At 49.1% G+C, this 22843-nt stretch carries 17 protein-coding genes; 9 read left to right on the top strand and 8 right to left on the bottom strand.

Features of this window, described 5'->3' with window-relative positions; all coding sequences use genetic code 11:
• Nucleotides 1–3 precede the first annotated feature (3 nt).
• The 7 genes from CDA54_RS02400 to nqrM all read left to right on the top strand — a co-directional run bounded on the left by CDA54_RS02400 (nucleotide 4) and on the right by nqrM (nucleotide 5958).
• Entirely contained in the window at nucleotides 4–1221 is a 1218-nt protein-coding gene (locus tag CDA54_RS02400) for an NADH:ubiquinone reductase (Na(+)-transporting) subunit B (protein WP_099033413.1), read from the top strand.
• The gene (locus tag CDA54_RS02395; RefSeq protein WP_099033412.1) at nucleotides 1211–1966 is read left to right on the top strand and encodes a Na(+)-translocating NADH-quinone reductase subunit C; all 756 of its coding nucleotides are present in this window, start codon (nucleotides 1211–1213) and stop codon (nucleotides 1964–1966) included. The genes CDA54_RS02400 and CDA54_RS02395 overlap by 11 nt, the downstream gene beginning before the upstream one ends.
• Before the next feature lie 13 nt (nucleotides 1967–1979).
• Nucleotides 1980–2612 (top strand): NADH:ubiquinone reductase (Na(+)-transporting) subunit D, encoded by a 633-nt coding sequence (locus CDA54_RS02390; RefSeq protein ID WP_099033411.1) that lies wholly within the window; start codon nucleotides 1980–1982, stop codon nucleotides 2610–2612.
• A 3-nt stretch (nucleotides 2613–2615) separates the two neighbouring features.
• Nucleotides 2616–3224, top strand: coding sequence for an NADH:ubiquinone reductase (Na(+)-transporting) subunit E (gene nqrE / locus CDA54_RS02385; RefSeq protein ID WP_099033410.1), 609 nt, complete (start codon nucleotides 2616–2618; stop codon nucleotides 3222–3224).
• Nucleotides 3225–3247: 23 nt separating this feature from the next.
• Nucleotides 3248–4480 carry an NADH:ubiquinone reductase (Na(+)-transporting) subunit F gene (gene nqrF / locus CDA54_RS02380; protein WP_099033409.1) on the top strand — a complete coding sequence of 411 codons (1233 nt, stop codon included), beginning with the start codon at nucleotides 3248–3250 and terminating at the stop codon, nucleotides 4478–4480.
• 219 nt (nucleotides 4481–4699) lie between these two features.
• A complete protein-coding gene (locus CDA54_RS02375) occupies nucleotides 4700–5710 on the top strand; it encodes an FAD:protein FMN transferase (RefSeq protein WP_373286056.1) in 1011 nt (336 codons plus the stop codon).
• A gap of 14 nt (nucleotides 5711–5724) precedes the next feature.
• Nucleotides 5725–5958, top strand: coding sequence for a (Na+)-NQR maturation NqrM (nqrM, locus tag CDA54_RS02370; protein ID WP_099033408.1), 234 nt, complete (start codon nucleotides 5725–5727; stop codon nucleotides 5956–5958).
• Between the two features lie 56 nt (nucleotides 5959–6014).
• Here the strand turns inward: nqrM and CDA54_RS02365 are convergent, their stop codons facing one another.
• Nucleotides 6015–7514 (bottom strand): AmpG family muropeptide MFS transporter, encoded by a 1500-nt coding sequence (locus tag CDA54_RS02365; RefSeq protein ID WP_099033407.1) that lies wholly within the window; start codon nucleotides 7512–7514, stop codon nucleotides 6015–6017.
• Nucleotides 7515–7930: 416 nt separating this feature from the next.
• Between CDA54_RS02365 and CDA54_RS02360 the strand changes: the two genes are divergently transcribed.
• Nucleotides 7931–10549, top strand: coding sequence for a leucine-rich repeat domain-containing protein (locus tag CDA54_RS02360; protein WP_180237089.1), 2619 nt, complete (start codon nucleotides 7931–7933; stop codon nucleotides 10547–10549).
• 178 nt (nucleotides 10550–10727) lie between these two features.
• On the opposite strand, the gene CDA54_RS02355 is transcribed toward CDA54_RS02360, so the two are convergent.
• From CDA54_RS02355 to rapA, 5 genes are all read right to left on the bottom strand, one after another.
• Nucleotides 10728–13169 carry a putative Ig domain-containing protein gene (locus CDA54_RS02355; RefSeq protein ID WP_099033405.1) on the bottom strand — a complete coding sequence of 814 codons (2442 nt, stop codon included), beginning with the start codon at nucleotides 13167–13169 and terminating at the stop codon, nucleotides 10728–10730.
• 195 nt (nucleotides 13170–13364) lie between these two features.
• Nucleotides 13365–13688 (bottom strand): hypothetical protein, encoded by a 324-nt coding sequence (locus CDA54_RS02350; protein WP_099033404.1) that lies wholly within the window; start codon nucleotides 13686–13688, stop codon nucleotides 13365–13367.
• Between the two features lie 180 nt (nucleotides 13689–13868).
• A complete protein-coding gene (locus CDA54_RS02345; RefSeq protein WP_143452247.1) occupies nucleotides 13869–14708 on the bottom strand; it encodes a DUF3530 family protein in 840 nt (279 codons plus the stop codon).
• 35 nt (nucleotides 14709–14743) lie between these two features.
• Nucleotides 14744–15400, bottom strand: a complete 657-nt coding sequence (gene rluA, locus CDA54_RS02340) for a bifunctional tRNA pseudouridine(32) synthase/23S rRNA pseudouridine(746) synthase RluA (RefSeq protein WP_099033402.1) — start codon at nucleotides 15398–15400, stop codon at nucleotides 14744–14746.
• Complete coding sequence (gene rapA, locus CDA54_RS02335) at nucleotides 15400–18225, bottom strand: RNA polymerase-associated protein RapA (protein WP_099033401.1); 2826 nt, start codon at nucleotides 18223–18225, stop codon at nucleotides 15400–15402. Before rapA ends, rluA begins: the two co-directional genes overlap by 1 nt.
• 266 nt (nucleotides 18226–18491) lie before the next feature.
• On the opposite strand from rapA, the gene CDA54_RS02330 reads away from it, so the two are divergent.
• Complete coding sequence (locus CDA54_RS02330) at nucleotides 18492–19889, top strand: PhoH family protein (RefSeq protein WP_099033400.1); 1398 nt, start codon at nucleotides 18492–18494, stop codon at nucleotides 19887–19889.
• Nucleotides 19890–20125: 236 nt separating this feature from the next.
• On the opposite strand, the gene CDA54_RS02325 is transcribed toward CDA54_RS02330, so the two are convergent.
• Nucleotides 20126–21088: a transglutaminase-like domain-containing protein gene (locus CDA54_RS02325; RefSeq protein ID WP_099033399.1), complete on the bottom strand. Its 963-nt coding sequence runs from the start codon at nucleotides 21086–21088 to the stop codon at nucleotides 20126–20128.
• 75 nt (nucleotides 21089–21163) lie between these two features.
• Nucleotides 21164–22570, bottom strand: a complete 1407-nt coding sequence (gene cysG / locus CDA54_RS02320; RefSeq protein WP_099033398.1) for a siroheme synthase CysG — start codon at nucleotides 22568–22570, stop codon at nucleotides 21164–21166.
• Nucleotides 22571–22843: the final 273 nt, after the last annotated feature.

Genomic DNA, 22843 nt, shown 5'->3' with positions numbered 1-22843 from the left:
TCCATGAGTTTAAAAGATTATCTGGAAAAAATTGAACCCAGCTTCGAGCCGGGTGGAAAATATGAAAAATGGTATGCCCTGTATGAAGCAGCGGCGACTATTTTTTACACTCCTGGTAAGGTTAACCAGGCCGTTACTCATGTTCGCGATAGCATCGATCTGAAGCGCATCATGATCATGGTATGGATGGCGACTTTTCCGGCCATGTTCTACGGCATGTACAACGTTGGTATGCAGGCCAATGATGCCCTGATGGCAGGAGCCTCATGGGCTGACACCGTCGACGTATACTGGCAGGCAGGCCTGTTTGCCACTCTGGGCGGTGAATTGGGAACTCAGGCAGCTGGCTGGGGTTCAATGTTGCTTTATGGTGCCTGCTTTTTCGTGCCAATTTATGCGGTTACCTTTATTGTCGGCGGCTTCTGGGAAGTGCTGTTCGCTTCTGTGCGTAAACATGAAGTGAACGAAGGGTTCTTCGTTACCTCTGTGTTATTCGCGCTGATTCTGCCAGCAACAATACCTTTGTGGCAGGTGGCATTAGGGATCACCTTTGGTGTCGTAATCGCTAAAGAAGTGTTTGGCGGCACAGGCCGTAACTTCCTTAACCCGGCACTTTCTGGGCGTGCATTCCTGTACTTTGCGTACCCTGCACAGATCTCCGGTGATGCTATCTGGACCGCTGCCGATGGCTTCTCAGGTGCAACCGCATTGAGCCAGGCTGCCAGCGGCTCATTGGATTATGCCGACACGCAGCTGTGGTGGGACTCATTCTTTGGAAGCATTCAGGGCTCCGTGGGTGAAGTCTCTACTCTGGCACTGCTGATCGGTGGCTTGTTTATCATGTATATGCGCATCGCCTCATGGCGCATTGTGCTGGGTGTGCTGTTCGGTATGGCACTGTTCAGTACCTTGCTGAACATGATTGGCAGCGATACCAATACCATGTTTGCCATGCCCTGGTACTGGCATCTGGTTACCGGTGGTTTTGCCTTTGGTATGCTGTTTATGGCTACGGACCCGGTGTCTGCGTCGTTCACCAACCAGGGGAAATGGGCATACGGTATCCTGATTGGTTTTATGTGTGTAATGATCCGCGTGCTCAATCCCGCTTTCCCGGAAGGTATGATGTTAGCCATCCTGTTCGCTAACCTGTGGGCACCTTTGTTCGACTACTTCGTTGTGCAGGGCAATATCAAACGGAGGATGGCACGTGTCAGCTAAACAAGAATCTTTCGCAAAAACTGTCGGCATAGTGGTTGCCGTCTGTCTGGTTTGTTCCATCGTAGTATCCGGGGCGGCAGTTGGGTTGCGCTCCTTGCAACAGACTAACGCAGCTCTGGATAAGCAAAGCAATATACTGCATGCAGCTGGATTGCTTGAACAAGCTAAAGGCGATATTGCCGGTACTTACGAGTCTATGATTGAACGACGTTTCGTTGACCTCAGTACTGGCGAATATGTGGATATGCCTGCCGATTATGATATGTATAAGGCGGCCAAAGTGACGGAAAAAAGCATCGCCGTTGAAAACAGTAATGTAGGCTTTCAGCGTCGAGCGGATGTTGCCAGTGTTTATCTGGTGAAAGATGAATCCGGCACCGTAACCCGTATTGTTCTGCCGGTTCACGGAAGCGGTCTCTGGAACCTGATGTATGGTTTTCTCGCCATTGATAATGATGGCAATACCATTCGGGAACTGATCTATTATGATCAGCAGGAAACACCCGGGCTCGGTGGTGAGGTGCAAAACCCTGACTGGCAAGCCAAGTGGGATGGTAAAAAAATCTATAAGGACGGTGATGTTGCCATTGCGGTGAAGAAAAATGTAGCAGCAGGAAATGAATACGCTGTTGATGCACTTTCAGGCGCTACACTGACCAGTAATGGTGTTCAAAATACGCTGGATTATTGGTTGGGTGAAAATGGCTTTGGCCCTTATCTGAATAAACAGCCCTGGAAGTCTTGAGGAGGCAATAGCAATGTCAAAAGCAAAAGAGTACAAAAAGACGCTGTTTGGGCCGATTCTGGACAACAACCCCATCGCCTTACAGGTGTTGGGTGTCTGTTCGGCTCTGGCAATTACAACGAAACTGGAAACAGCACTGGTCATGTCGCTGGCACTGACTATGGTGGTGGCGTTTTCTAACCTGTTTATTTCCATGTTACGTAACCACATTCCTTCCAGCGTGCGTATTATTATTCAGATGACCATTATCGCGTCCCTGGTTATTGTGGTGGATCAGATTCTCAAGGCGTACTCCTATGAGATCTCCAAGCAGCTCTCAGTGTTCGTGGGGTTAATCATCACCAACTGTATCGTCATGGGACGTGCAGAAGGCTTCGCGATGAAGAACCCGCCAATGATGAGTTTGCTGGATGGTATCGGCAATGGTCTGGGTTATTCCTTTGTATTAATCATCATTGGGGTTATCAAGGAGCTGTTCGGTTTTGGTACGTTGCTCGGCTATGAGATTCTGCCGCTTGTGCAAAATGGTGGCTGGTATCAGGGTAATGGTCTGCTGATTCTGCCGTTCAGTTCGTTCATGCTGATCGCCGGCCTGATCTGGTTTATTCGTACCATCAAGCCAGAGCAAGTGGAGCCTAAGGAGTAAGCCATGGAACATTATCTGAGTTTGTTAATAAAGAGTATTTTTGTTGAGAACATGGCCCTCTCGCTGTTTTTGGGCATGTGTACATTTCTGGCCGTATCCAAAAAGGTTAAAACCTCCATGGGTCTTGGTTTGGCAGTAATTGTGGTGCTGGGTATCTCTGTTCCGGTTAACCAGGTTATCTATGTCAATGTACTGGCGCCCGGAGCCCTTGACTGGATGGGCTTCCCGGAGGCTGACCTGAGCTTTCTGAGCTTTCTGACCTTTATCGGTGTGATTGCAGCGTTGGTGCAGATATTAGAAATGCTGCTGGATAAGTTTTTTCCACCGTTGTACAACGCGCTGGGAATATTTCTGCCATTGATTACGGTTAACTGTGCGATTTTTGGCGGCGTGGCTTTCGCTGTACAGCGTGAATATAACTTTAGCGAAAGTGTTGTCTATGGTTTAGGCAGCGGTATAGGTTGGGCTCTGGCTATTACCTTGCTGGCGGCCGTGAGAGAGAAGCTTAAGTATGCGGATATGCCTGAAGGCATTCGCGGACTGGGCTCCGTATTTATGATTGCCGGGCTAATGGCGCTGGGTTTCCAGTCGTTCACTGGCATCGCACTGTAACGCACGACACATAGGAGTATCTAATGAATCAAGTAGAGATTTATCTTGGTGTCGGCATGTTCATCGCCATCGTGCTGGTGCTGGTGTTCATCATTACCTTCGCCAAGTCAAAATTGGTGCCTTCCGGTGAAGTCACCATCGAAATCAATGGTGATCCGGAAAAATCTATTACCGCATACCCCGGTGACAAACTACTCGGGGCGCTGGCTAACGCGGGTATTTTCGTTTCTTCCGCATGCGGCGGTGGCGGTTCATGCGGCCAGTGCCGGGTAGATATTAAAGACGGTGGTGGTGAGATTCTGCCTACCGAACTTGACCATATTACCAAGCGCGAAGCCCGTGAAGGTTGCCGCCTGTCCTGTCAGGTGGCCATCAAGCAGGATATGAAAATTGAGCTCGAAGACGAAGTCTTCGGTATCAAGAAGTGGGACTGTGAAGTTATTTCCAATGACAACAAGGCCACCTTCATTAAGGAACTTAAGCTCAAAATCCCCAATGGGGAGAGCGTGCCTTTCCGTGCCGGTGGTTATATTCAGATTGAGGCTCCACCTCACCACGTCAAATATAAAGACTTCGAGATCCCTGATGAGTATAAGCCTGACTGGGAGCGTTTCGGTTTCTTTGATATCGAATCTAAGGTGGATGAAGAGGTCATTCGTGCTTATTCCATGGCTAACTACCCGGAAGAGAAAGGGATTATTCTTCTGAATGTCAGGATTGCCACTCCGCCACCAAACAATCTGAGCCTGCCTGCCGGTAAGATGTCTTCTTATATCTGGAGTCTGAAGGAAGGTGATAAAGCGACCATTTCAGGTCCTTTCGGTGAATTCTTTGCTAAAGAGACGGATGCGGAAATGGTGTTTGTGGGTGGAGGTGCCGGTATGGCACCTATGCGTTCACACATTTTCGATCAACTGCGTCGGCTCAATACCGACCGTAAGATCACCTTCTGGTATGGTGCCCGTTCTCTGCGTGAAATGTTCTATGTAGAAGATTTCGATGAACTACAGGAACAAAACGATAACTTTACCTGGCATGTGGCATTGTCTGATCCGCAGCCTGAAGATAACTGGGAAGGTTACACTGGCTTTATCCATCAGGTATTGCTGGAAAACTACCTCAAGGATCACCCGGCCCCGGAAGATTGTGAGTTCTACATGTGTGGACCTCCAATGATGAATGCGGCTGTCATCAATATGCTCAAGGAAATGGGCGTTGAAGATGAAAATATTATGCTCGACGATTTCGGCGGCTGATATTCGGAAATAAAAAAAGGGGCCTCGGGCCCCTTTTTTGTAACAACTACACCACAAACAGTTTTTTTACCGCGGAGCCGCAGAGTTCGCAGAGAAAACAGAGATCAAAGTCTCCGCTTCCTCTGAGACTCTGCGGTGATATTTTTTGTTGTGAGTATCAAATGCGGTTGTGGTCAGTTTTATGGTCTGGAATGAGTGGTATAACATCAGAGAAATAGTTTGAAATTCAGTAGTTTACAGTTTTATTTATGGCCTTTGGTATTATTTATATTGGTGGCCTGTTCACAAGCTCCGGCAGAATCTGTATTGCATGGCCAGACAATGGGCACGACCTATAACATTAAGTTTGTAAACAGCGCAGGGCTGGACGAAGTGCAATTGCAGCAACAGATTGACAGTAAACTTCAGCGCGTCAATGCGCTGATGTCCACTTACGATCCGCAGTCAGAACTGTCGCAGTTTAATCAGTGGCAGAGTACCGAGCCCTTTCCTTTGTCTGATGAGACCCTGCTGGTGATGCGGGAGGCAAAGCGACTGGGAGAGCTCAGTGGTGGCCTGCTGGATGTGACGGTTGGCCCGCTGGTAAATTTATGGGGTTTCGGTCCCAAGGCGCGGCCGGAGAAAATCCCATCGCCACAACAAATCGAGGCAGTGCAGGCGGCCATTGGGCTGGATAAACTGGTACTGGATACAAACAGTGCGCGTAAATTGCAACCGGATCTCTATGTGGATCTGTCGACTATCGCCAAAGGTTATGGGGTGGATGTGGTGGCTGACTTTATGCAGGAGCAGGGCATTGAACACTACTTGGTGGAGATTGGTGGCGAGATGCGTCTTAAAGGCATAAAGGCATCGGGTCAGTCCTGGCGGGTAGCGATAGAAAAACCGGTCTCCACAGAGCGTGCTGTACAGCAGATTATCAGCATCGGTGATAACGCATTGGCAACATCCGGTGACTATCGCAACTATTACGAACAGGAAGGTGTGCGCTACTCCCATTTGATTGACCCAACCACAGGTTATCCAATCCAGCACAATCTGGTTTCAGTTACGGTGGTACATCCCTCCAGTATGACGGCTGACGGCCTGGCTACGGCCCTGAATATCATGGGGGCGGAAAGAGGACTTGCCTTTGCCAAACAACATAATTTGGCCGTTTTGCTGATCACCCGCGAAAAAGACGGCTTTAAAGGGTATAATACGCCCGGGTTTGAACCTTATATTCAGTAGTTAAGGATGGTTTTGTGAGTACATTTTTTCTGGCGTTCGGCTTTTTTCTTCTGGTCGTGGTGTCCATGTCAGTGGGCTATCTGGTGCAGAAGAAAAGTATTTCAGGCAGCTGTGGTGGTTTAGGTTCCATCGGAATCGAAAAGGCCTGTGACTGCCCCGAGCCCTGCGATCGCAAAAAGGCTCGTCAGGAACGTGAGCAGGCGCGCCAGAAAAAGCTAGAGGAATGGCAGCAGAATAAAATCATCTGATTATCCTGGCGGGCAGGGCGGATAGTCGTTTATGCCGCTCCAATCTTTGCTTTTTGTCAGGCTCTGTCGCCTGCAATCGCCCGCACTTTGTTCCGGATAAGATAGAGTAATATCAGACTCGGCAGTACCATCAGTGCAGTCAGCACAAAGAATATTTGCCAGTTACCATCAAAGTAATCGACGATGACACCGCTGTAGGCGCCCAGCGTGGTGCGCCCGAAGGTACCTATGCTGGCCAGCAGCGCATACTGGCTGGCAGTAAAAGCGCGGTTACACAGTACCGAGATAAAGGCCATAAACGCCACGGTACCCCAGGCGGCGGTAAAGCCATCCACCACGATGGTGACAAATAACAGCGTTTTATCCGGGCCCACCGAGGCCATCAGGGCAAATAACAGGTTGCTGGCCGCCATCACGATGCCTCCGACAAATAACCCTTTTATAATGCCAATACGCAGATTCAACAGCCCGCCAGTAACAGAGGCAACAATGGTCACCGCCCAGGTCAGAAGCTTGGAATAAGCGCCGATATCTGAGTTGCTGAAACCGATCTCTTTGTAAAAGACAATGCTCATGCGCCCGAGTATGGCTTCGCCCATCTTAAACAACACCACAAATAACAACAGTGACAGCGCGACTTTGACGCCGTTGCGGTTAAAGAAGTCCCGCAAGGGCTCACCGAGGGATACCAGCAGCCAGGCCAGGGCTTTTTGTGTGCTGCCTGCTGCAACGGGCCCCTGTGCGGGTGCCTGGCGCAGCATTCTGCTGATATTACTGATAGCTAAGATAGCCAGCCCCGCTACTACCAGGTTAATTGCGCCGGTCTGATAGCTGAACCAGGTGGGGGCAAAAACCTGTGTTATGCACAGAGCAATGGCAACAATGATGGCTGTTAATACCAGCGTAGCCTGATGTTTGTGCACTGATATGGCGCTCAGGTAACGGCTCTGCGCCTGTTGGTAAACATTTTCACGATAGGATTTGGGCTCATTGGCAACCCATACGCCAATACTTAACAGCGCCATAATACCCGCCAGCAACAGATAAATATCCGACCATTGCCAGCCCGGCAGGTCAGCCATAAAAAACGGTATTGCTCCTAAACCGGCATAGCCGGTCCACCAGCCTGAGGTAGCCATGGCCGCTGCAGTAGATTGTTGTTCGTTCTGGTCGGCTGGAATGCTATCAATCCGGAACGCATCGATAACAATATCCTGAGTAGCCGATGACAACGAGATGGCCAGAGCCGTGAGGCCGGCAAAGGTCAGGGTCTGGGTGGGATCCACCAATGACAGCCCCAGGCAGCCCAGCACCATCAGCCATTGCATCAGTAAAATCCAGCCCCGGCGCTGACCTAAAGCCTGCAGCAGGGGAAGTCTTATCCTGTCTACCAGTGGCGACCACAGGAAATTAATCGAATAAACCGCAAAAACAGCGGAAAAATACCCAATCGCAGAACGTGTCAGCCCGGCATCTTTAAGCCAGGCCGACATCACCGAGCCTATCATCACCCAGGGGAAACCACTGGCGATGCCTAACAGAAAAATGCTCAGCATTGTGCGGTTACGAAAATGGTTTAGTTGTTCAACAACAAAAGACAAGGGGCAGGTTCGGGGTTAGCTGACAATCAGGCTATTGGGCCATGGATAGACGCCGGAATCAAGAGACAGGCGAACTAATCAATCCATAGCTACTGCACGAAATTGCTTCACGCATTTTGTTGGAGCAACTAAAGTAAGAAACTGTCCGATAAGCACATTTATTTACATATTCGTGAATGTTTGGTATTTTTAGAGCGTTTTTTAACACCTTCAGAAAAACGCTTCATCAAGCAAAGGAATGACCAAGCGCCATGGATGAGACGCAATACCTCCGACTCTCATGCTCGTTTTTTCCTTTGATTTTGACATTAATATAATAAAACTTGGGTCAGAAAATGAGTAAACAGTATCTAATATCTCTAGCATGTCTTGTGCTTTGTGCATGCGGTGGTGGTTCATCAGACAGTCAGCCAACGCCACAGCCGCAGGCACCAAACCAGCTACCCACTATCTCCGGTTTAGAATCTGTCACAGCCTTTGAGCGGGATAGTATTGAGATTTCCGCACAGGCATCTGATGCAGACGGCCAGATAGATAGTTATCAATGGTCACAGACCTCTGGTACAGAAGTCGAACTGTTGGGAGGTACCACCTCAATACTGAGTTTTAGTGCCCCGGCACTGACCGAAGAAGAGCAACTGGAATTTTCTCTCACCGTAACCGATAACGACGGGGATACAGCTACTGCATCTGTAACGGTAGATTTATCGGTTTATCCGGAGATTGATAAGTCTTTAATTGCGGATCCAGGCTTGTCAAACTGCCTGTCTGCTCAATCAGCGGATTCCGGCACCAGATCTTTGACTTGCGATGGTTATTCTATCGCTGATCTGGATGGTATCGCTGAAATGACACAACTCGAGTCACTGGTTATTAAGGGCAGTGCTTTACAGAATACGGATGGTATTGCTTATCTGGACACACTGAAACATCTGGATATCACTAAGAATAACACCGGTATTACAATGAATCTGGCCGGTCTGCAAGGCCTGCAAACGCTTAAAATTGAGACACAGGGAACTCTTTATGGCCTGAGTGAGCAATTAGCGCCGTTAACAGCACTTAAAACATTAGAGTTGGATTCAAACCGCAACTGGCCTGGCGTCTCTCTGGCTAGTCTGACTTCAGCGACGGATATGGAGGCGCTGGATATACGCAATATTGAGGTCACAGACGTTGGGGGCCTGAAAGAACTCGAAAGCCTTACTCATTTGACCTTGTCTAATACCCGATTAAATACGCTGTCTTTTCTGGTTGATTTAAACAACTTAAAGTCGTTGGATATAAGCTACAACTACCAAGTTAGAGATCTTAGTGCGTTGTTAAATCAGGGGCAGTTAGAGAGTCTGAATATTGAGGGGTTATCGCAAATCGATACGAGCCCTCTTGATCAACTCACAGCTCTCAAGGAACTCAGTCTCGGCGGTTCTGGTGGTGAACTGGATATTGAATTTGTTGAGCAACTGACAGAGCTTGAAGCACTGAGTGTTAAAAATACCAATTTGCTGTCTGGTTATCAGACTATCGTTAATCTTACCAAACTGAAATCACTGACCTTGTCCCAGGTTGATATCAGTACTCTGGGCTTTCTTGCTGAACTGACCGCTCTGGAGTCTCTTGATCTGTCCGGTAACAGGCGAATCAGTGATATCAGTGCAATCGGGCAACTTACCAATCTTGAAGAATTAAGTCTGGCCCAACTTGACAACCTCAGTGAGCTTCAACCCTTGTCGGGTCTTAGCAGTCTTAAATCATTAGATTTATCGAATACTGGTAATTACGGTATTTCCTTAAACACCGAGGCGTTAACGGAACTTGAACAACTGACTTACCTGAACATAAGTAATAGTCATATCAATGATCTGAGCTTTTTATCCTCAATAATCTCTTTACAGACCTTAGAAGCCGAGTATTTGAATACCAACGGGAGTCTGCCAGATTTGAGTGCCTTGGAAGGTTTGGAAGCCGTTTACTGGGGTTATTTAAATGAGCAGGATGCGATCAATTTGGGAACAGCTAGCTCGGTAGCATTGCTTAGTATTAAAGAGCTACAAACCAGCGACTTTGGCTTTCTGAAAGAAATGGATAATCTTCAGATCCTCGTAGTAGAGTCTGGCTCTTATGCAACAACCAGTGGAGATGGACTCGAGTTATTGACCAATCTGGAGGCTTTGTATGTTGGCAGGAACCAGATAGAAACTATGCCGGACCTGGCGGAGCTGACTAAACTGAGTTCGGTGACTATGCAATCAAGGCGTTTGACCAGCCTGAATTTCCTCAAGAATACATCATCGCTTCGCTATCTAGATGTTCGACAGGCCAATGAACTGACCTGTCAGACATTGGCTGAGACAGAGGAATTGTTCTCTAATATTGATTTCAAAGTGCCAGCTGACTGTGTAGAGGTTCCCGTAACGAACCTGGTATTTGCGGATGAAAATCTGAGTTCGTGTATACGACAGCGTGGGTCAGATGCGATGGATATAACCAGTATCCGCTGTCATTCTAAAGTAGCTTCCATGGAGGGGATTGCGCAACTTCCTAATTTGACCAGTATTACTTTGTATTATATTGATAATGGGGCAGCTCTCTCAGAGCTGGCGGAACTATCCAACCTAACGGATTTGAGCCTGGAAAATACCTCTTTATCGACACTAGCTAGTTTACCTACTTTAGATGCATTGACTACCTTAGAGGTTGATTCCAGTCAACTGGTAAGCTTAAACAGTCTCGCCACTATGCCTAATGTGACGAGACTGGAGATTGATTACAATTCAGCTTTGGTTAACTGGAATGGAATAGATAAGCTACCCAAGCTCAAATATATTGATGCCTATGGGAATTCCAGTTTGGAGGATATTTCTGCAACGCTGGTTCATCCTTCTCTTGAGAGAGTCTATCTTTCAGGCTCACACAATCTGACTTGTGATGACAAACAAGCAATGGAGGATGCCGGAATTCAGGTTAGTGGGTGGTACAGTTGTGACTAACTAAGTCTTCAATCACGTTCCAGAAGGGCGCAGAGGCGCCCTTTTTATTTATAAAGAAAGTTTCCGCTTAAGTTTAATCTCGTTTGCAAAGCAATTATTCGGTGACACTTCAGATCTTATCTTTATAACAGAGATCCCCGCTTTTGCGGGGGGCTGTGTATAGGCTTAGTGTATTAGGTCAGTCCAGGGTGGAATTTTCCCAGGCTTCCTGCCACTGGCTAAGATCGACTTTCTGCAGCCATTTCAGCAAAGGGGTCTGAATTAGGCCTTCCTCATCCTTATCAACCTGGCCGTTACCGTTCCTGTCGTTAAAACCTCTGCGTTGCTCCAGAATCAGATACTGATTTTCATCTCCACCTAAAAGAATCCAGTCTCTGGTTACGTAACTACGATCTGTAATAACGTGAAGCATCGACACAAGGCCTTCAGATGTTATCTCCCAGCCAGAATAGTCTTTTCGCCAGAAACTCGGAACAACAGCATCAGAAGAGGCTTCAGGATTGATGCTTGTGTAGTCATTATTCTTGGATAAAATAAGAGCAAACGCCCGTTCTTGCTTTATTAACCCGTTGTTCTGATAATCCGATGAAGCCCAATGGCCGAACTCCCACACGGAATTCCATCCATAGGGTAGTTCAGAAGTCAGTATATTGGTCAGTTCCAACTCAAGATCATCAGGCTGATTCGTTTTGGCTATCCACCTGACCAGGCGCTGTTCAAGTTCCTCATCCACATAATGATTAACCAGTGCTGCATATAACACGCCGTTGCTAGCGAAGGGAATATACTCGTAGCGTTCGTTTGCCGTGGTAACAGATAGTTTATTCTCTTCAACATTACCGACAATGCTCTTGCCGCTTAATCTGGCGGTGGTCTGTTCGCCATTGACCGTCATCAGATCAACAATATAGTTCGTCATTTCCAGGCTCCCATCGGCCACTTCATAGGCTGAGGGGACTGTATAACTGAGCGGTAATGCCCATTTTCCAGATGAGAAATCTGCTGTCATATCAGGTTGACCCATTCCAACCTGCGTATAGAGCTGATGGCTGCTTTTAAGCGTAATCTGGGCTGTGGGCAGTTCTTTCACACATTCACACGAGAGGTAGGACGTTAATGAATCAAGGGTATAAGTAACCTGGTGGGAACCTTGAGCCCAGATAATGCCGGACTCTCCTGGTATCAGAGTATAGGATTCCTGTATTGTTTTTTTATCCAGGTAGACGTTAATAGTATGTTCATTAGCGGCCTGATTTATCTGCTCAACCAGCTCATGCGAAAAACCATACTGATCGGCCAGAATCTGATAATCTTTGTAAATATCCTCTTTTTCCGAGAGTGGGACCCATACTAGCTCTTCTTCTGCTCTGGAAGGGTAATTCAGGATTAATCTGTTGCCTTCTTTAGTCCAGGTAAGTTCAAATTCTCCAACTTCGTAATCGTATCCTTTGACTCCCTCAACAAATGCCATGCCGGTGCCGTCTGCATGTAGCTCCAGAATGATTTCACTAGATGGCACATGACCCTGTTGCGGGGCCTGGGAAAGGATATGAATACCAACCAGATCCTCATCCGTAATGGCCTGCACAACATCCGTATCAGTTAACGTGGCATTAATGGCCGTGTTTAAATCCAGTGCAAAGGCCTGGGCATAATCGCCACTTTCGTCTGCCAGCCCTTGTTCCTGCAGCCATTGCATTGCAGTTTCCCATGCAGAAGTCGTTTCACTTTGCCAGGCAGTGAGGGTGCTGGCTGAGTCAGGTAAAGCATAGGCCGGGTTGTCTGCCAGTAACTTAATCAGACCTGCCATGGTATGCAGCCTGTCGGCATCAATAGCCTGCTCCAGGGCTGATAGCTGCTCTGGTGTGGCAGCAACGCCATTATTCTTGTCTGCGGCCAACAGGTATCGGGCGGTGGAAAGCTGAGTAATATTAAGCCTTGGAATTTCGGAGGCGATGAGTTGCTCATCGCTTCCGGCTATTTCAATCAGTGTCTCATATGATGTGATCTGGCTGATAAGTTCAATATGTGCCTGCTCACCCGCACCCACAGCTTTAATGGTCAACATATCAGCAGGTGAGTATTCTCCGTCGCGCAGGACAATGGTCAGATTATAGTTTCCTTGATTATCTGCTGTGGTGTTGAAAGTGTTGTCGCCAACAGTGACAGTAATCTCGCCCTGACTCAGCGGTGCATCGGTGGCTTTACCATTAAGGCTAATTTCTCTGACTGCCAACACCTGTAAATCAAAGGAAGGCAGAGACTGAGTAATGTCTCCGTCCGATACGCTGATAACGATGTCAGAATATATGCCGGCATCCTCTCTGGATGGGGTACCGTTCAGCTCGCCAGTATCTGTATCAAAGCCAGCCCATTCCGGCAGGTTTTCCACACTGAAGGTCAGAGTATCGCCATCGGCATCTGAGGCCTCGGGTATAAAACTGTAGTCAGCGTCCTCATCTACTGTGGCTGCAGATGTGCCGGTAATGGTCGGAGCGTTATTAACTGGCGCCGGTGGCGTTGTTGGTGCACCGCCATCAGAGCCTCCGCCGCCTCCACAGGCCGTCAGAAATAAGATAAAACAAAGATATACGGGGAACGAAACACGTGATGGATTCACGGTACAACTCCTTTTGCGAATAAGATTCCTGGATAGGGTGTGATTACAACTTGTTACTAATCTTCACAGAAACGGTGAAGATAGTCCAGAATTGAGGGGGAGTTGCATCGCTGAAGCTGGACTAGCGGTAAATAGACAATAGTGGTTATGCAGTGTGTTCGGTTTACGATAAGGAGAAAGAAGGTGCTGGTGGTTCTAAGGCCTGACACCCACACAATCAAGGGGGTAGTGGCCTTCGCCTTCGAGGTATTGCAGGCAGGTGATGAGTTCACTGCGCAGGTAGGGATCTTCCTGTAATTTTTGTTCTGACCAGAAATGCACCTGATGCAGCAAGTGCCAGAATACCCGCTCTTTCTGAGTGCAAGGTTGGGTCAGCGTGTTTTTCACCTGACTCCACTCCTCCATGGTATCCCAGAAATACAAGTCCACTTCCCGATAGGGGATGCGCCCCTCCCAGAAAGCTTTGACGAAATACACCAGTTGAGATGCTTTGCGGTTGATAAAATTATTAACAGTCACAGGTTTAATAATACTCCGGCCCGTTTTTCCCCTAGTATAGTTAGGAATTCAGGATTTATCCTGATGTAGCGTTAACCGAATATCCTGTTCAGGTTACTCAGTTAAGTGCCATTGGGGATCCCTTAACTGCTAATAGTTTCGCGGTAAATGACAGCGTTGTCAAACAGGCGAGGAGGCTTCTTACCAGCCCATGTGGATTAACCATCCCTGAACTTCTTTTGCAATATAGGGGTATTGATGAGCATAAAGGTCAGTACCGACAATTTCACGCTGCCGGTAATGCATTTTCAGGGCTTTTTCAGCGGCAATCAGTCGCTGTTGTCGCTGACTGAGGGTCCAGGCATTGTTCCAGCGGTTATAGATATCCAGCACCGGAATCGTCAACCCTGCCATTTTCTCAGCCAGTTGATGGTTACGCGCTGGTTCAGGCCAGTAGGGGGATACCGTCACCAAAGCGTCAGGTAGCCCCGTTTGCTGCTGTGCATAATGGTTCAGCAGCGCGGCGGCACTGGAACCTTGTGAGATAACCAGTACAAAGCCAGGGTAGTTCTGGGTAAACTGTATGGCAGCATCCACCCGTTCGCTAATCAGCGTTTCAAAGCGCTCGTATTGTTCGGTGCTGAGTATTGACGCCGGTTCAATAGGCTGGATGCTCTTTGGTTGTTCAGCTGCGTCTTCACTGTCGCCGGACTCCTGAACAGCGTACAGTTCAATCTCAGGCGCAGTGATCACCAGGGTAACCCAGCCTTCGTCATTCAGATGACGCGCAAGCGGACCAAGAGACTGATTGCCAAGGTGAGAAAGACTGAAATCATTGACCAGAATAGCCACGCCCATATTGTTGGGGATGGTATGCTCACTGAATAGCGCGGCGAAGCGCTGCTCGCCGGCTTCGAGCTGGCGATACTGGTGCTCCGGGAACCCACGCTGAATATCCTGATTCCGCATCTCAGCAGGAACTAACTGCTCGGCATGGCAGCACAGTGACACAAAGAAAAGCAAACAGATGCGTTTTATCATAGGTCTTTTATCGGGAGAAATGCCGGTAACTTGAGTCAGAACGGGCAGCAAGAGTCAAATCTGATCCGTTGCCCGGTTACCGGGTGAGTCAGCGCAAGCATACAGGCATGCAGTTGTAATCTTGAGGCCATTTCCAGAGCCTGTGAATGAGCATACAGACGATCACCCAGTATCGGATGTCCCAGGCTGAGCATATGTACCCTGAGCTGATGCGAACGACCCGTGATTGGCACCAGCTCTACGCGGGTTGATGCACGCTCATGTTCCAGTACATGCCATCGGGTCAGAGCGGATTTTCCCCTTTCCCTGTCCACCATTTGTTTAGGACGATTGGGCCAGTCACATATCAGCGGCAGGTTAACTTCACCGCTTTTTTGTTTTGGCGTTGCCCAGATCCTGGCCTGGTAAATTTTTTCGGTTTCCCGGTATTGGAATTGTCGGGAAACATGTCGATGACTGTGTTTGTTCAGCGCCATCAACATAATTCCGGATGTGGCCATATCCAGCCGATGTACCACCGTGGCAGTGGGGAATACCGACTGTGCCCGGTTTTGCAGGCTGTCTTTATGTTCGGGTGCCTTTCCAGGCACTGATAACAGCCCACTGGGTTTATCCAGTACCAGCAGATCCTCATCCTGATACAGGATTTTCAGCCAGGGTTCGCAGGGTGGTAAGTAGTGAAGTAGCGCCATCAGTGAGAATTCACCACCAGCCGGATAGCTTCCAGTTGCAGCCGGGCGCCATTGATCAACTCACCCAGCTGATGGATCTGGTGGGCAAGGTGCTGGATCTCTTCATCTCTGATGCTGGGGTTAAGCTTTTTCAGGTTAAGCAATCTGTCCAGTTCATCGCCGAGCTCTGCCTGCATTTTACTCAGGCAGGAATGGCGTAATTCCCGGGCAGCCTTCGCTGCGGCTTTGCCCGCCTGTTTCAGGCCAGTCTGAATCTGCGACTCTAATGCCTTGAGGAGCTGTCCGGCAATTTTGTTGTTCAGTGGTTGCAGCTCGTTAAAGGGTTGCATCACTTCCTTGCCTTTGGCATCCAGACACAGGCGAATAGGGGTAGGCGGCAGATAGCGGTGTAGCTGAAGATCACGGCTGGCGTTGGCGCTGAGTACAAACAGGCATTCAATAAAGTAGCAACCATTTGCCACAGACTTATCCTGCATCAGTGCCAGACTGCTTTTTCCCAGCGTGTCGGTAAGGATCAGATCCATGGCGTGTCGCACCATGGGATGATCGGCGCTGAAAAACTGAATATCCTCAATAGCCAGCGCTGTCTCCCGCTCATAGGTAATCGTCAGGCCTTCTTCATCAAGACCCGGTAACTGATTGACCATGGTGTCACCGGGGCGCAGGATATAGCTGCTTTCGTTCTTGTCCTCCTGCAATACACCAATGGTGTCAAGCAGCCTGCCCATAAATCGCTCCAGCCTGGCAGAATCATCGATACTATGGATAGCATCCAGTAACGGCTCCACTTTGCCGCGGCCGGAAGAATTCAGTTCCAGCAGTTTATCTCTGCCCGCTTCCAGATCTTCTCTGAGCTTAAGGTACCGTTGTCGGGTTTGCTTTAAGAGCTTATCGAACAGACCCGGCTCTGAATCCGGGCGCAGTGCATTGAGAAGTTCGTGCCGGACCTCTTCATAGACGGTGCTGCCTACCGGGCAGGTGTGCTCAAAAGCATTGAGTCCCTGATGGTACCATTCAAGCAGCTTTTGCTGGGCGCTGTGAGCGAAGTAGGGGAGGTGAATCTGTATATCTTGTTGCTGACCAATTCGATCCAGTCTCCCGATACGTTGTTCCAGCAAGTCAGGCAGCAGTGGCAGATCGAATAACACCAGATGGTGAGCAAACTGAAAGTTGCGTCCCTCACTGCCAATCTCGCTGCAAATCAGCGTCTGAGCACCTTGCTCTGACTGGGCAAAAAATGCCGCCATTTTATCCCGTTCAACGATACTCAGGGCTTCATGAAAGATACCGGCGTGAATGCCAGCCCTAATCCGCAACGCTTCAGCCAGTTGCATGGCTGTGCCGGCACTGGCACAGATCACCAGTACTTTCTCATTTTTAAATTGCTGTAGCAGTCCGATAAACCAGTCCACTCTGGGATCCGACTGGGTCCATTGTTCCTGCAGCGAGGCGTGCCGTTCAGGAGTCAGATAGTATTCAACGTCCAGATCCTCTGACTGAAATAACGTCTGATATTGTTCAGGCAAATCTAATGGGTAACTATGCAGGTGACGTACAGGAAAGCCTTTGATTCCAGAGCGACTGTTTCTGAATAGCAGGCGCCCGGTTCCATGGCGATCAATCAGCTCACCAAGCAGATGCTGTTTCTCCTGTTCAGTAGCCTGATTGAGGTTTTTCAGTCTGTCGGCCAGCTCCGGGGCAAACTCTGTGATGTCAGAGATCTGCTCCGGTGTAAGCGAGTTGCCTTCAAGTAACGGCGCGATAGCTTCAGCGAGCTGGCTGTAACCCTGTTCTTCCTGTAAAAACGCCTGATAGTCATAGAAACGATCCGAATCGAGCAAACGCAGACGGGCGAAGTGGCTGGCATGGCCCAGTTGATCCGGGGTGGCGGTTAGTAGCAGAACACCACGGGTAACAGAAGCCAGCGCTTCGATACACTGATAAGCTGCTGATGGCGCCTGTTCTGACCATTCGAGATGGTGCGCCTCATCCACTACCAACAGGTCCCAGGGAGCGGCCTTTGCCTGGGCCTGGTATTTGGGGTTTTGGGTCAGAAAATCCAGACTGCAGAGTACCAGTTGTTCAGATTCAAAAGGATTGTCAGATTCTTCACTCAAAGCCTGACAGCGCTGAGTATCAAAGATGGCAAAGGCCAGATTGACCCTGCGCAGCATTTCTACCAGCCATTGGTGTACAAGACTGTTGGGCACCACAATCAAAACCCGGGCGGCCCGGCCGGTAAGAATTTGCTGATGAATGATAAGCGCCGCTTCGATGGTCTTACCCAAACCCACTTCATCGGCCAGCAATACTCTTGGCGCATGGCGATTGGCCACTTCAGCGGCGATATGAATCTGGTGGGGTATCAGGTCTACCCTTGCCCCGGTCATTCCCAGTAAGGGGGAAGTCTGGTGCTGATATTGCTGTTCAAGACAGGCCAGGCGCAGATCAAACCATTTCGGATCATCATACTGGCCACTGAGCAAGCGCTGATCAGGCTGATCGAGTACAAAATGATGATCCACAAAGGTTTCTTTCAGGCTGGTATTCAGACCGGTATCAAGGCGCTGGCCAATATAGGTTAACTGGCCATCCAGCTCACTGATTTCTTCAACCAGCAGTTGCCAGCCCTGATGACTGGCGATCTTGTCGCCAATGCCAAAGGTTACCCGTATCAGAGGAGCGGATGCCAGTGTATAGGTGCGCTGTTCGCCAGTAGCCGGAAACAGCAAAGTGACGGTTCTGTCTGCTATCTCTACTACTGTGCCGAGTCCGAGCTCTGACTCTGTCTGACTTATCCAGCGTTGCCCCAGGGCAAATGACATAATAACTCCGGTAAAATGTAGTGCGGCGGCGGATTTTACTCTGCCGGGAAAGATTTTCCTACCTTGCAGAACAAAGGGACCTCTAAAAGTAGATGATCAGCGGGCAAAAGTGTTTTATTGTGAACCTGTCGTCGTTAAAACTTACGCCGACAAAGCAAAAAGCTTGTGCTGTTCGTGGCTGAATGCTTTTTTCGTCATGGACGCATTGATGGCCACCAATGGTCAGTGTCTGGCCGCTGGTGGCGCACCCCAGCCGGAGACGCTAAATGGCCAAAACCAAAGCTGTTAATACTAAGATTTACGTTCTCGATACCAATATCCTCCTGCATGAACCCTTTGCTTTTCTCTCCTTCAAAGAAAATGATGTCGTCGTTCCTATGACGGTGCTCGAAGAGCTGGATTATATTAAAGACAGTAAAAAAGATGTGGCCCGGGATGCGCGTATTTCCATTCGCGCTATGGAAGATGTGTTACATGAAGCTACACCCGATCAGCTTACTGCCGGCGTTTTGCTGAAGGGGCTGGGCTCGGGCGTTTCGGCGCCGACCGGGCACTTCTCCATTTTTTCAGATCACGGTATGCCTAAGGCTCAGCAGGTTTTCACCAGCAATGAAAATGACAACCGTATTATTAATGCCGCACTGCATATTCAGCAGCGGGCCACCCCAAGACAGGTCGTGCTGGTCACCAAAGACATTAATATGCGCCTCAAAGCCAAAGGTGCCGGACTGGCGCATGTGGAGGACTATCGTACAGATCAGTTGATCAGCGATATTAAGTACCTCAGCCGCGGATATCATAAGTTTGAAGGGAATTTCTGGGACAAGGTTAAGTCGGTGGAAAGTCGCACTGAAGGCCGCGAAACGGTGCATAGTATTGATCGTAAAGTGTTTCCTGAGGCCTATATCAATGAATTTCTAATCGATGACTCAAACCAGTTTGCGGCTGTAGTGGAAGGAATGACCGACTCCACCCTGGAAATTCTCGATTTGGGTTATGAACGCCTGATGTCAGGGAAAGCCTGGGGGATTCATCCGAAGAATATCGGCCAGGCCATGGCGCTGCACGCGCTACTCGACCCCTATATTGATCTGATTATTATGACCGGCCCGGCGGGTTGCGGGAAAACCCTCCTGGCACTCGCGGCGGCCCTGGAAATGGTGATTGAGCGCAAAATGTATGACAAGATCATCGTTACCCGCAACACTCCTGAGATTGCCGAATCTATTGGTTTTCTGCCCGGTACCGAGGAGGAGAAAATGGCGCCCTGGCTGGCGGCTATTACCGACTCACTGGAAGTGCTGCATAAAAATGATGAGAATGTGAAAGGCTCCATGAGCTACATCATGGAGAAGGCCAACATCCAGTTTAAGTCGGTGAATTTTATGCGCGGGCGCAGTATCCAGAATGCCATTGTCATTCTCGATGAGAGTCAGAATCTGACCGCCTCACAGCTTAAAACCATCATTACCCGCTGTGGCGAGGGCACTAAGCTGATCTGTACCGGTAACCTGGCGCAGATTGATTCTAACTACTTAAGCCCGGTGACATCGGGCCTGACCTATCTGGTGGAGAAGTTTAAGAACTTTACCGGCAGTGCCACCATTAACCTCGACGGTGTGGTCCGCAGTCGCCTGGCCGAGTTCGCCGAAGAGCATTTGTAAAAGACTTTTCACCACAGAGGCTCGGAGGGCACATAGAGGTAAAGGGGATTAAACTGTTAATACCTCTGTGTTCTTCGTGCCCTTGTGGTTATTTTTGTCTTTTTTTAACAGGTCGCGGTCCACAATAGAGGCATTCGGGGATTTTTAGCTCCATCCCGTAATCCGCTTCGCTCCTTACAGGCTACCGATAACATAAATGGTGAGTCCTTTGCGATCTCAGCGACTCTGCGGTGAATTTAGTTCTGGTTGACGATTTCAAAGCTGTACATGCCACCGTCGATGGCGGCCAGGCTCTGTTCTGCAATCTGACCTGCAGGCATCAGGGCGGGGCCTGTGGGCTCAGCCAGAATGTAGGTATTACCGTTTAGCCTCAGGGTTTTATCTTTACTGCTATGGGCCAGCTGTACGCCCAGAAGTGCGTGGTTGGGCAGATAAATAATGGCGATTTTTACCGTCGGCAGCATCGATCGAAGCAGCGCAGCGGCCACCACGGTTTTACTGTCGCAATCCCCATGGTTATTGACTAACACTTGCGCCGGTGGCAGGTAACCTGAACCATCAGACACCATTCTGTTCTCGAGCGGGTTATAAGGAATCGTCTGTAACCAGCTCAGCAACATATTCACATAAGCCCGGGCCTGGCTGTTGTCTTTAAGTTTGGCATACAGGGCGTTTGCAGCTGGCAGTAAGGCTACGACACTCTCCCGTGCATAGCGGATATGGTCCGGTTTGACCCCTTCCTTTCCGAAATGATTGGTAAAATGGGCGTAGTAGTTGTCATAAAGGTAGTCATCAAAGGCTTTTTGCTGCAGTTCCTGCAACTTTTTTTGCCAGTGTTCGATGTTCTCACGTTTTCGTGATCGCACTTCGAAAGCCAGTTCTTCACCTACTTTTCGTACCTCAATCCGCGCTTCTCGGGGATCCACCACCTGCGCCGCTTTTTGCATCGCTATCATCACATGACGCTGGGCAATATGAGGCTGATAGGTTAGCAGCTTCTGGAACTGCTCATTGACCTGTTGCTTATCAAGGTCAAATATTATTTCCTGAGGCAGGTTGTCATGATCCAGCCAGCTATAGCTTAACTGAATTGTGGTATCACTTTGTGTTTTCGCAAACACCACTTGCTCAGCATGACTCAGATGATTTGCTAAAAGTGTAGCTATGATAAAAGAAACCCGATAAAAGACTTGCCCCATACCACTCAAAGAAAAATATCCCGACAATTTTAAGTCAGTATAGCCATGGGATGATTGTGGAACAACGGTATCACGTTACGCCTTTGCGGGTGTTATGCTGGCCGAATCCGTTTTGAACCAGTTCAGCTTATCTCGCAGTGTAACTACACTGCCGACGATAATCAGAGCTGGCGGCCTGATATGAGTTGCGCGGTCCTCAATGTCAGCCAGTGTACCTGTCACCACCTGTTGGTTAGCAGTAGTGGCCTGCTCAACCAGGGCGATGGGTGTACTCTTGTCCATGCCATTGGCTATAAGCTCACGGCAGATAACCGGCAGGCCGGTCAGACCCATATAAAATACCAGTGTCTGACCTTTTTGAACCAGTGCCGGCCAGTCCAGATTTATAGAGTCGTCTTTGAGATGTCCGGTGGCAAATACCACAGACTGCGCATGATCTCTGTGTGTCAGTGGAATGCCTGCATAGCTGGCTGCACCACTGGCGGCCGTAATGCCGGGCACTACCTCAAATTCAATCCGGTGCTCAAGCAGGGTTTCAATTTCTTCGCCGCCCCGCCCGAAAATAAAGGGGTCACCGCCTTTTAGACGCACCACCCGTTTGCCCGCTTTCGCCTCGGTGACCAGCAATTGATTGATATCCTGTTGCGGCAGAGTGTGGTTACTCGCCGCCTTACCCACATAAATCTTTTCTGCGTCGCGGCGTACCATGTCCAGAATTTCCTGCGATACCAGACGATCATATACCACCACATCGGCTTTTTGCATTAATCGCAAGGCACGAAATGTGAGTAATTCTGCGTCACCCGGGCCGGCTCCGACCAGATAGACCTGACCGGTAATTTTGGGTGACGATTGTGCCAGATAATGCTCCATCAACTGTGTGGCTTTACCTTCATTGCCTTTAAGCACTTGTTCTGCAATATCGCCATCGAAGAAGTCTTCCCAGAAATACCTGCGCTGGGTCAGGTTGTTGAAGCGTCGCTTGACCTTTTCCCTGAATGTCTGGGCAAATGCACCCAGGCGGCTGATGCTGCGGGGGATATCAGCTTCAAGCTTCTGGCGCAGATAACGCAGCAAAACCGGGGCTACGCCGCCACTGCTCATTGCAATCAGAACAGGAGAGCGGTCGATAATCGACGGGGTAATAAAACCACATTGGTCAGGAGCATCCACTACATTGACCAGCAAGTTTCTGGCTTTAGCTTGTTCGCTAATTTGTTGGTTAAGGGCGCGATCATTGGTGGCCACAAAGACCAGTTGACGGCCATTAAGGTCGTGTGGCTGGTATTCACGGGAATGCCACTCCAACTGAGATTGTTCGCTGACCAGCCGTTCAACCGTAGAGCACGCCCAGGGCGCCACTATGGTAATGCTGGCATGGGTACGTAGCAGCAGCTCTGCTTTGCGGGCGGCCACTTCGCCGGCCCCCACAACCAGCACATTCAGTGCCGTGGTATCAACAAATAAGGGGAAATATTGCATGGGAAAACACTTAATCGGACGTTATCTGAGAGTCTGACACAACTGCTTATAACAACAAAATATCAAATTACGAAAATATATGCTTTTTAGTGAGGAGTGAGGAGGTAGAGTGATGAATTATGAATGCTGAATTATGAATAAAAAGCCTTCAACCACGAAAAACACTAAACTCACGAACGAACTATTACCTCTCGCAGAGGCGCAGAGAAGTAAAGGTGTGGTGCCATAAAGCCCCTGCGTCTCTGCGAGATCAAAGTTCCTCTTTTTTGCTCT

Source organism: Lacimicrobium alkaliphilum (genome assembly GCF_002591895.1).
Classification (GTDB): domain Bacteria; phylum Pseudomonadota; class Gammaproteobacteria; order Enterobacterales; family Alteromonadaceae; genus Lacimicrobium; species Lacimicrobium alkaliphilum.
This window is presented reverse-complemented; position numbering and strand designations above follow the sequence as displayed.

Coding starts and splice junctions, on each gene's coding strand:
- CDA54_RS02325 (WP_099033399.1), bottom strand. CDS start 21,088: ATGGGGCAAGTCTTTTATCGGGTTTCTTTTATCATAGCTACACTTTTA.
- nqrF (WP_099033409.1), top strand. CDS start 3,248: ATGAATCAAGTAGAGATTTATCTTGGTGTCGGCATGTTCATCGCCATC.
- nqrE (WP_099033410.1), top strand. CDS start 2,616: ATGGAACATTATCTGAGTTTGTTAATAAAGAGTATTTTTGTTGAGAAC.
- CDA54_RS02330 (WP_099033400.1), top strand. CDS start 18,492: ATGGCCAAAACCAAAGCTGTTAATACTAAGATTTACGTTCTCGATACC.
- CDA54_RS02365 (WP_099033407.1), bottom strand. CDS start 7,514: ATGCTGAGCATTTTTCTGTTAGGCATCGCCAGTGGTTTCCCCTGGGTG.
- CDA54_RS02390 (WP_099033411.1), top strand. CDS start 1,980: ATGTCAAAAGCAAAAGAGTACAAAAAGACGCTGTTTGGGCCGATTCTG.
- CDA54_RS02400 (WP_099033413.1), top strand. CDS start 4: ATGAGTTTAAAAGATTATCTGGAAAAAATTGAACCCAGCTTCGAGCCG.
- rluA (WP_099033402.1), bottom strand. CDS start 15,400: ATGGCGCTACTTCACTACTTACCACCCTGCGAACCCTGGCTGAAAATC.
- cysG (WP_099033398.1), bottom strand. CDS start 22,570: ATGCAATATTTCCCCTTATTTGTTGATACCACGGCACTGAATGTGCTG.
- rapA (WP_099033401.1), bottom strand. CDS start 18,225: ATGTCATTTGCCCTGGGGCAACGCTGGATAAGTCAGACAGAGTCAGAG.
- CDA54_RS02345 (WP_143452247.1), bottom strand. CDS start 14,708: ATGATAAAACGCATCTGTTTGCTTTTCTTTGTGTCACTGTGCTGCCAT.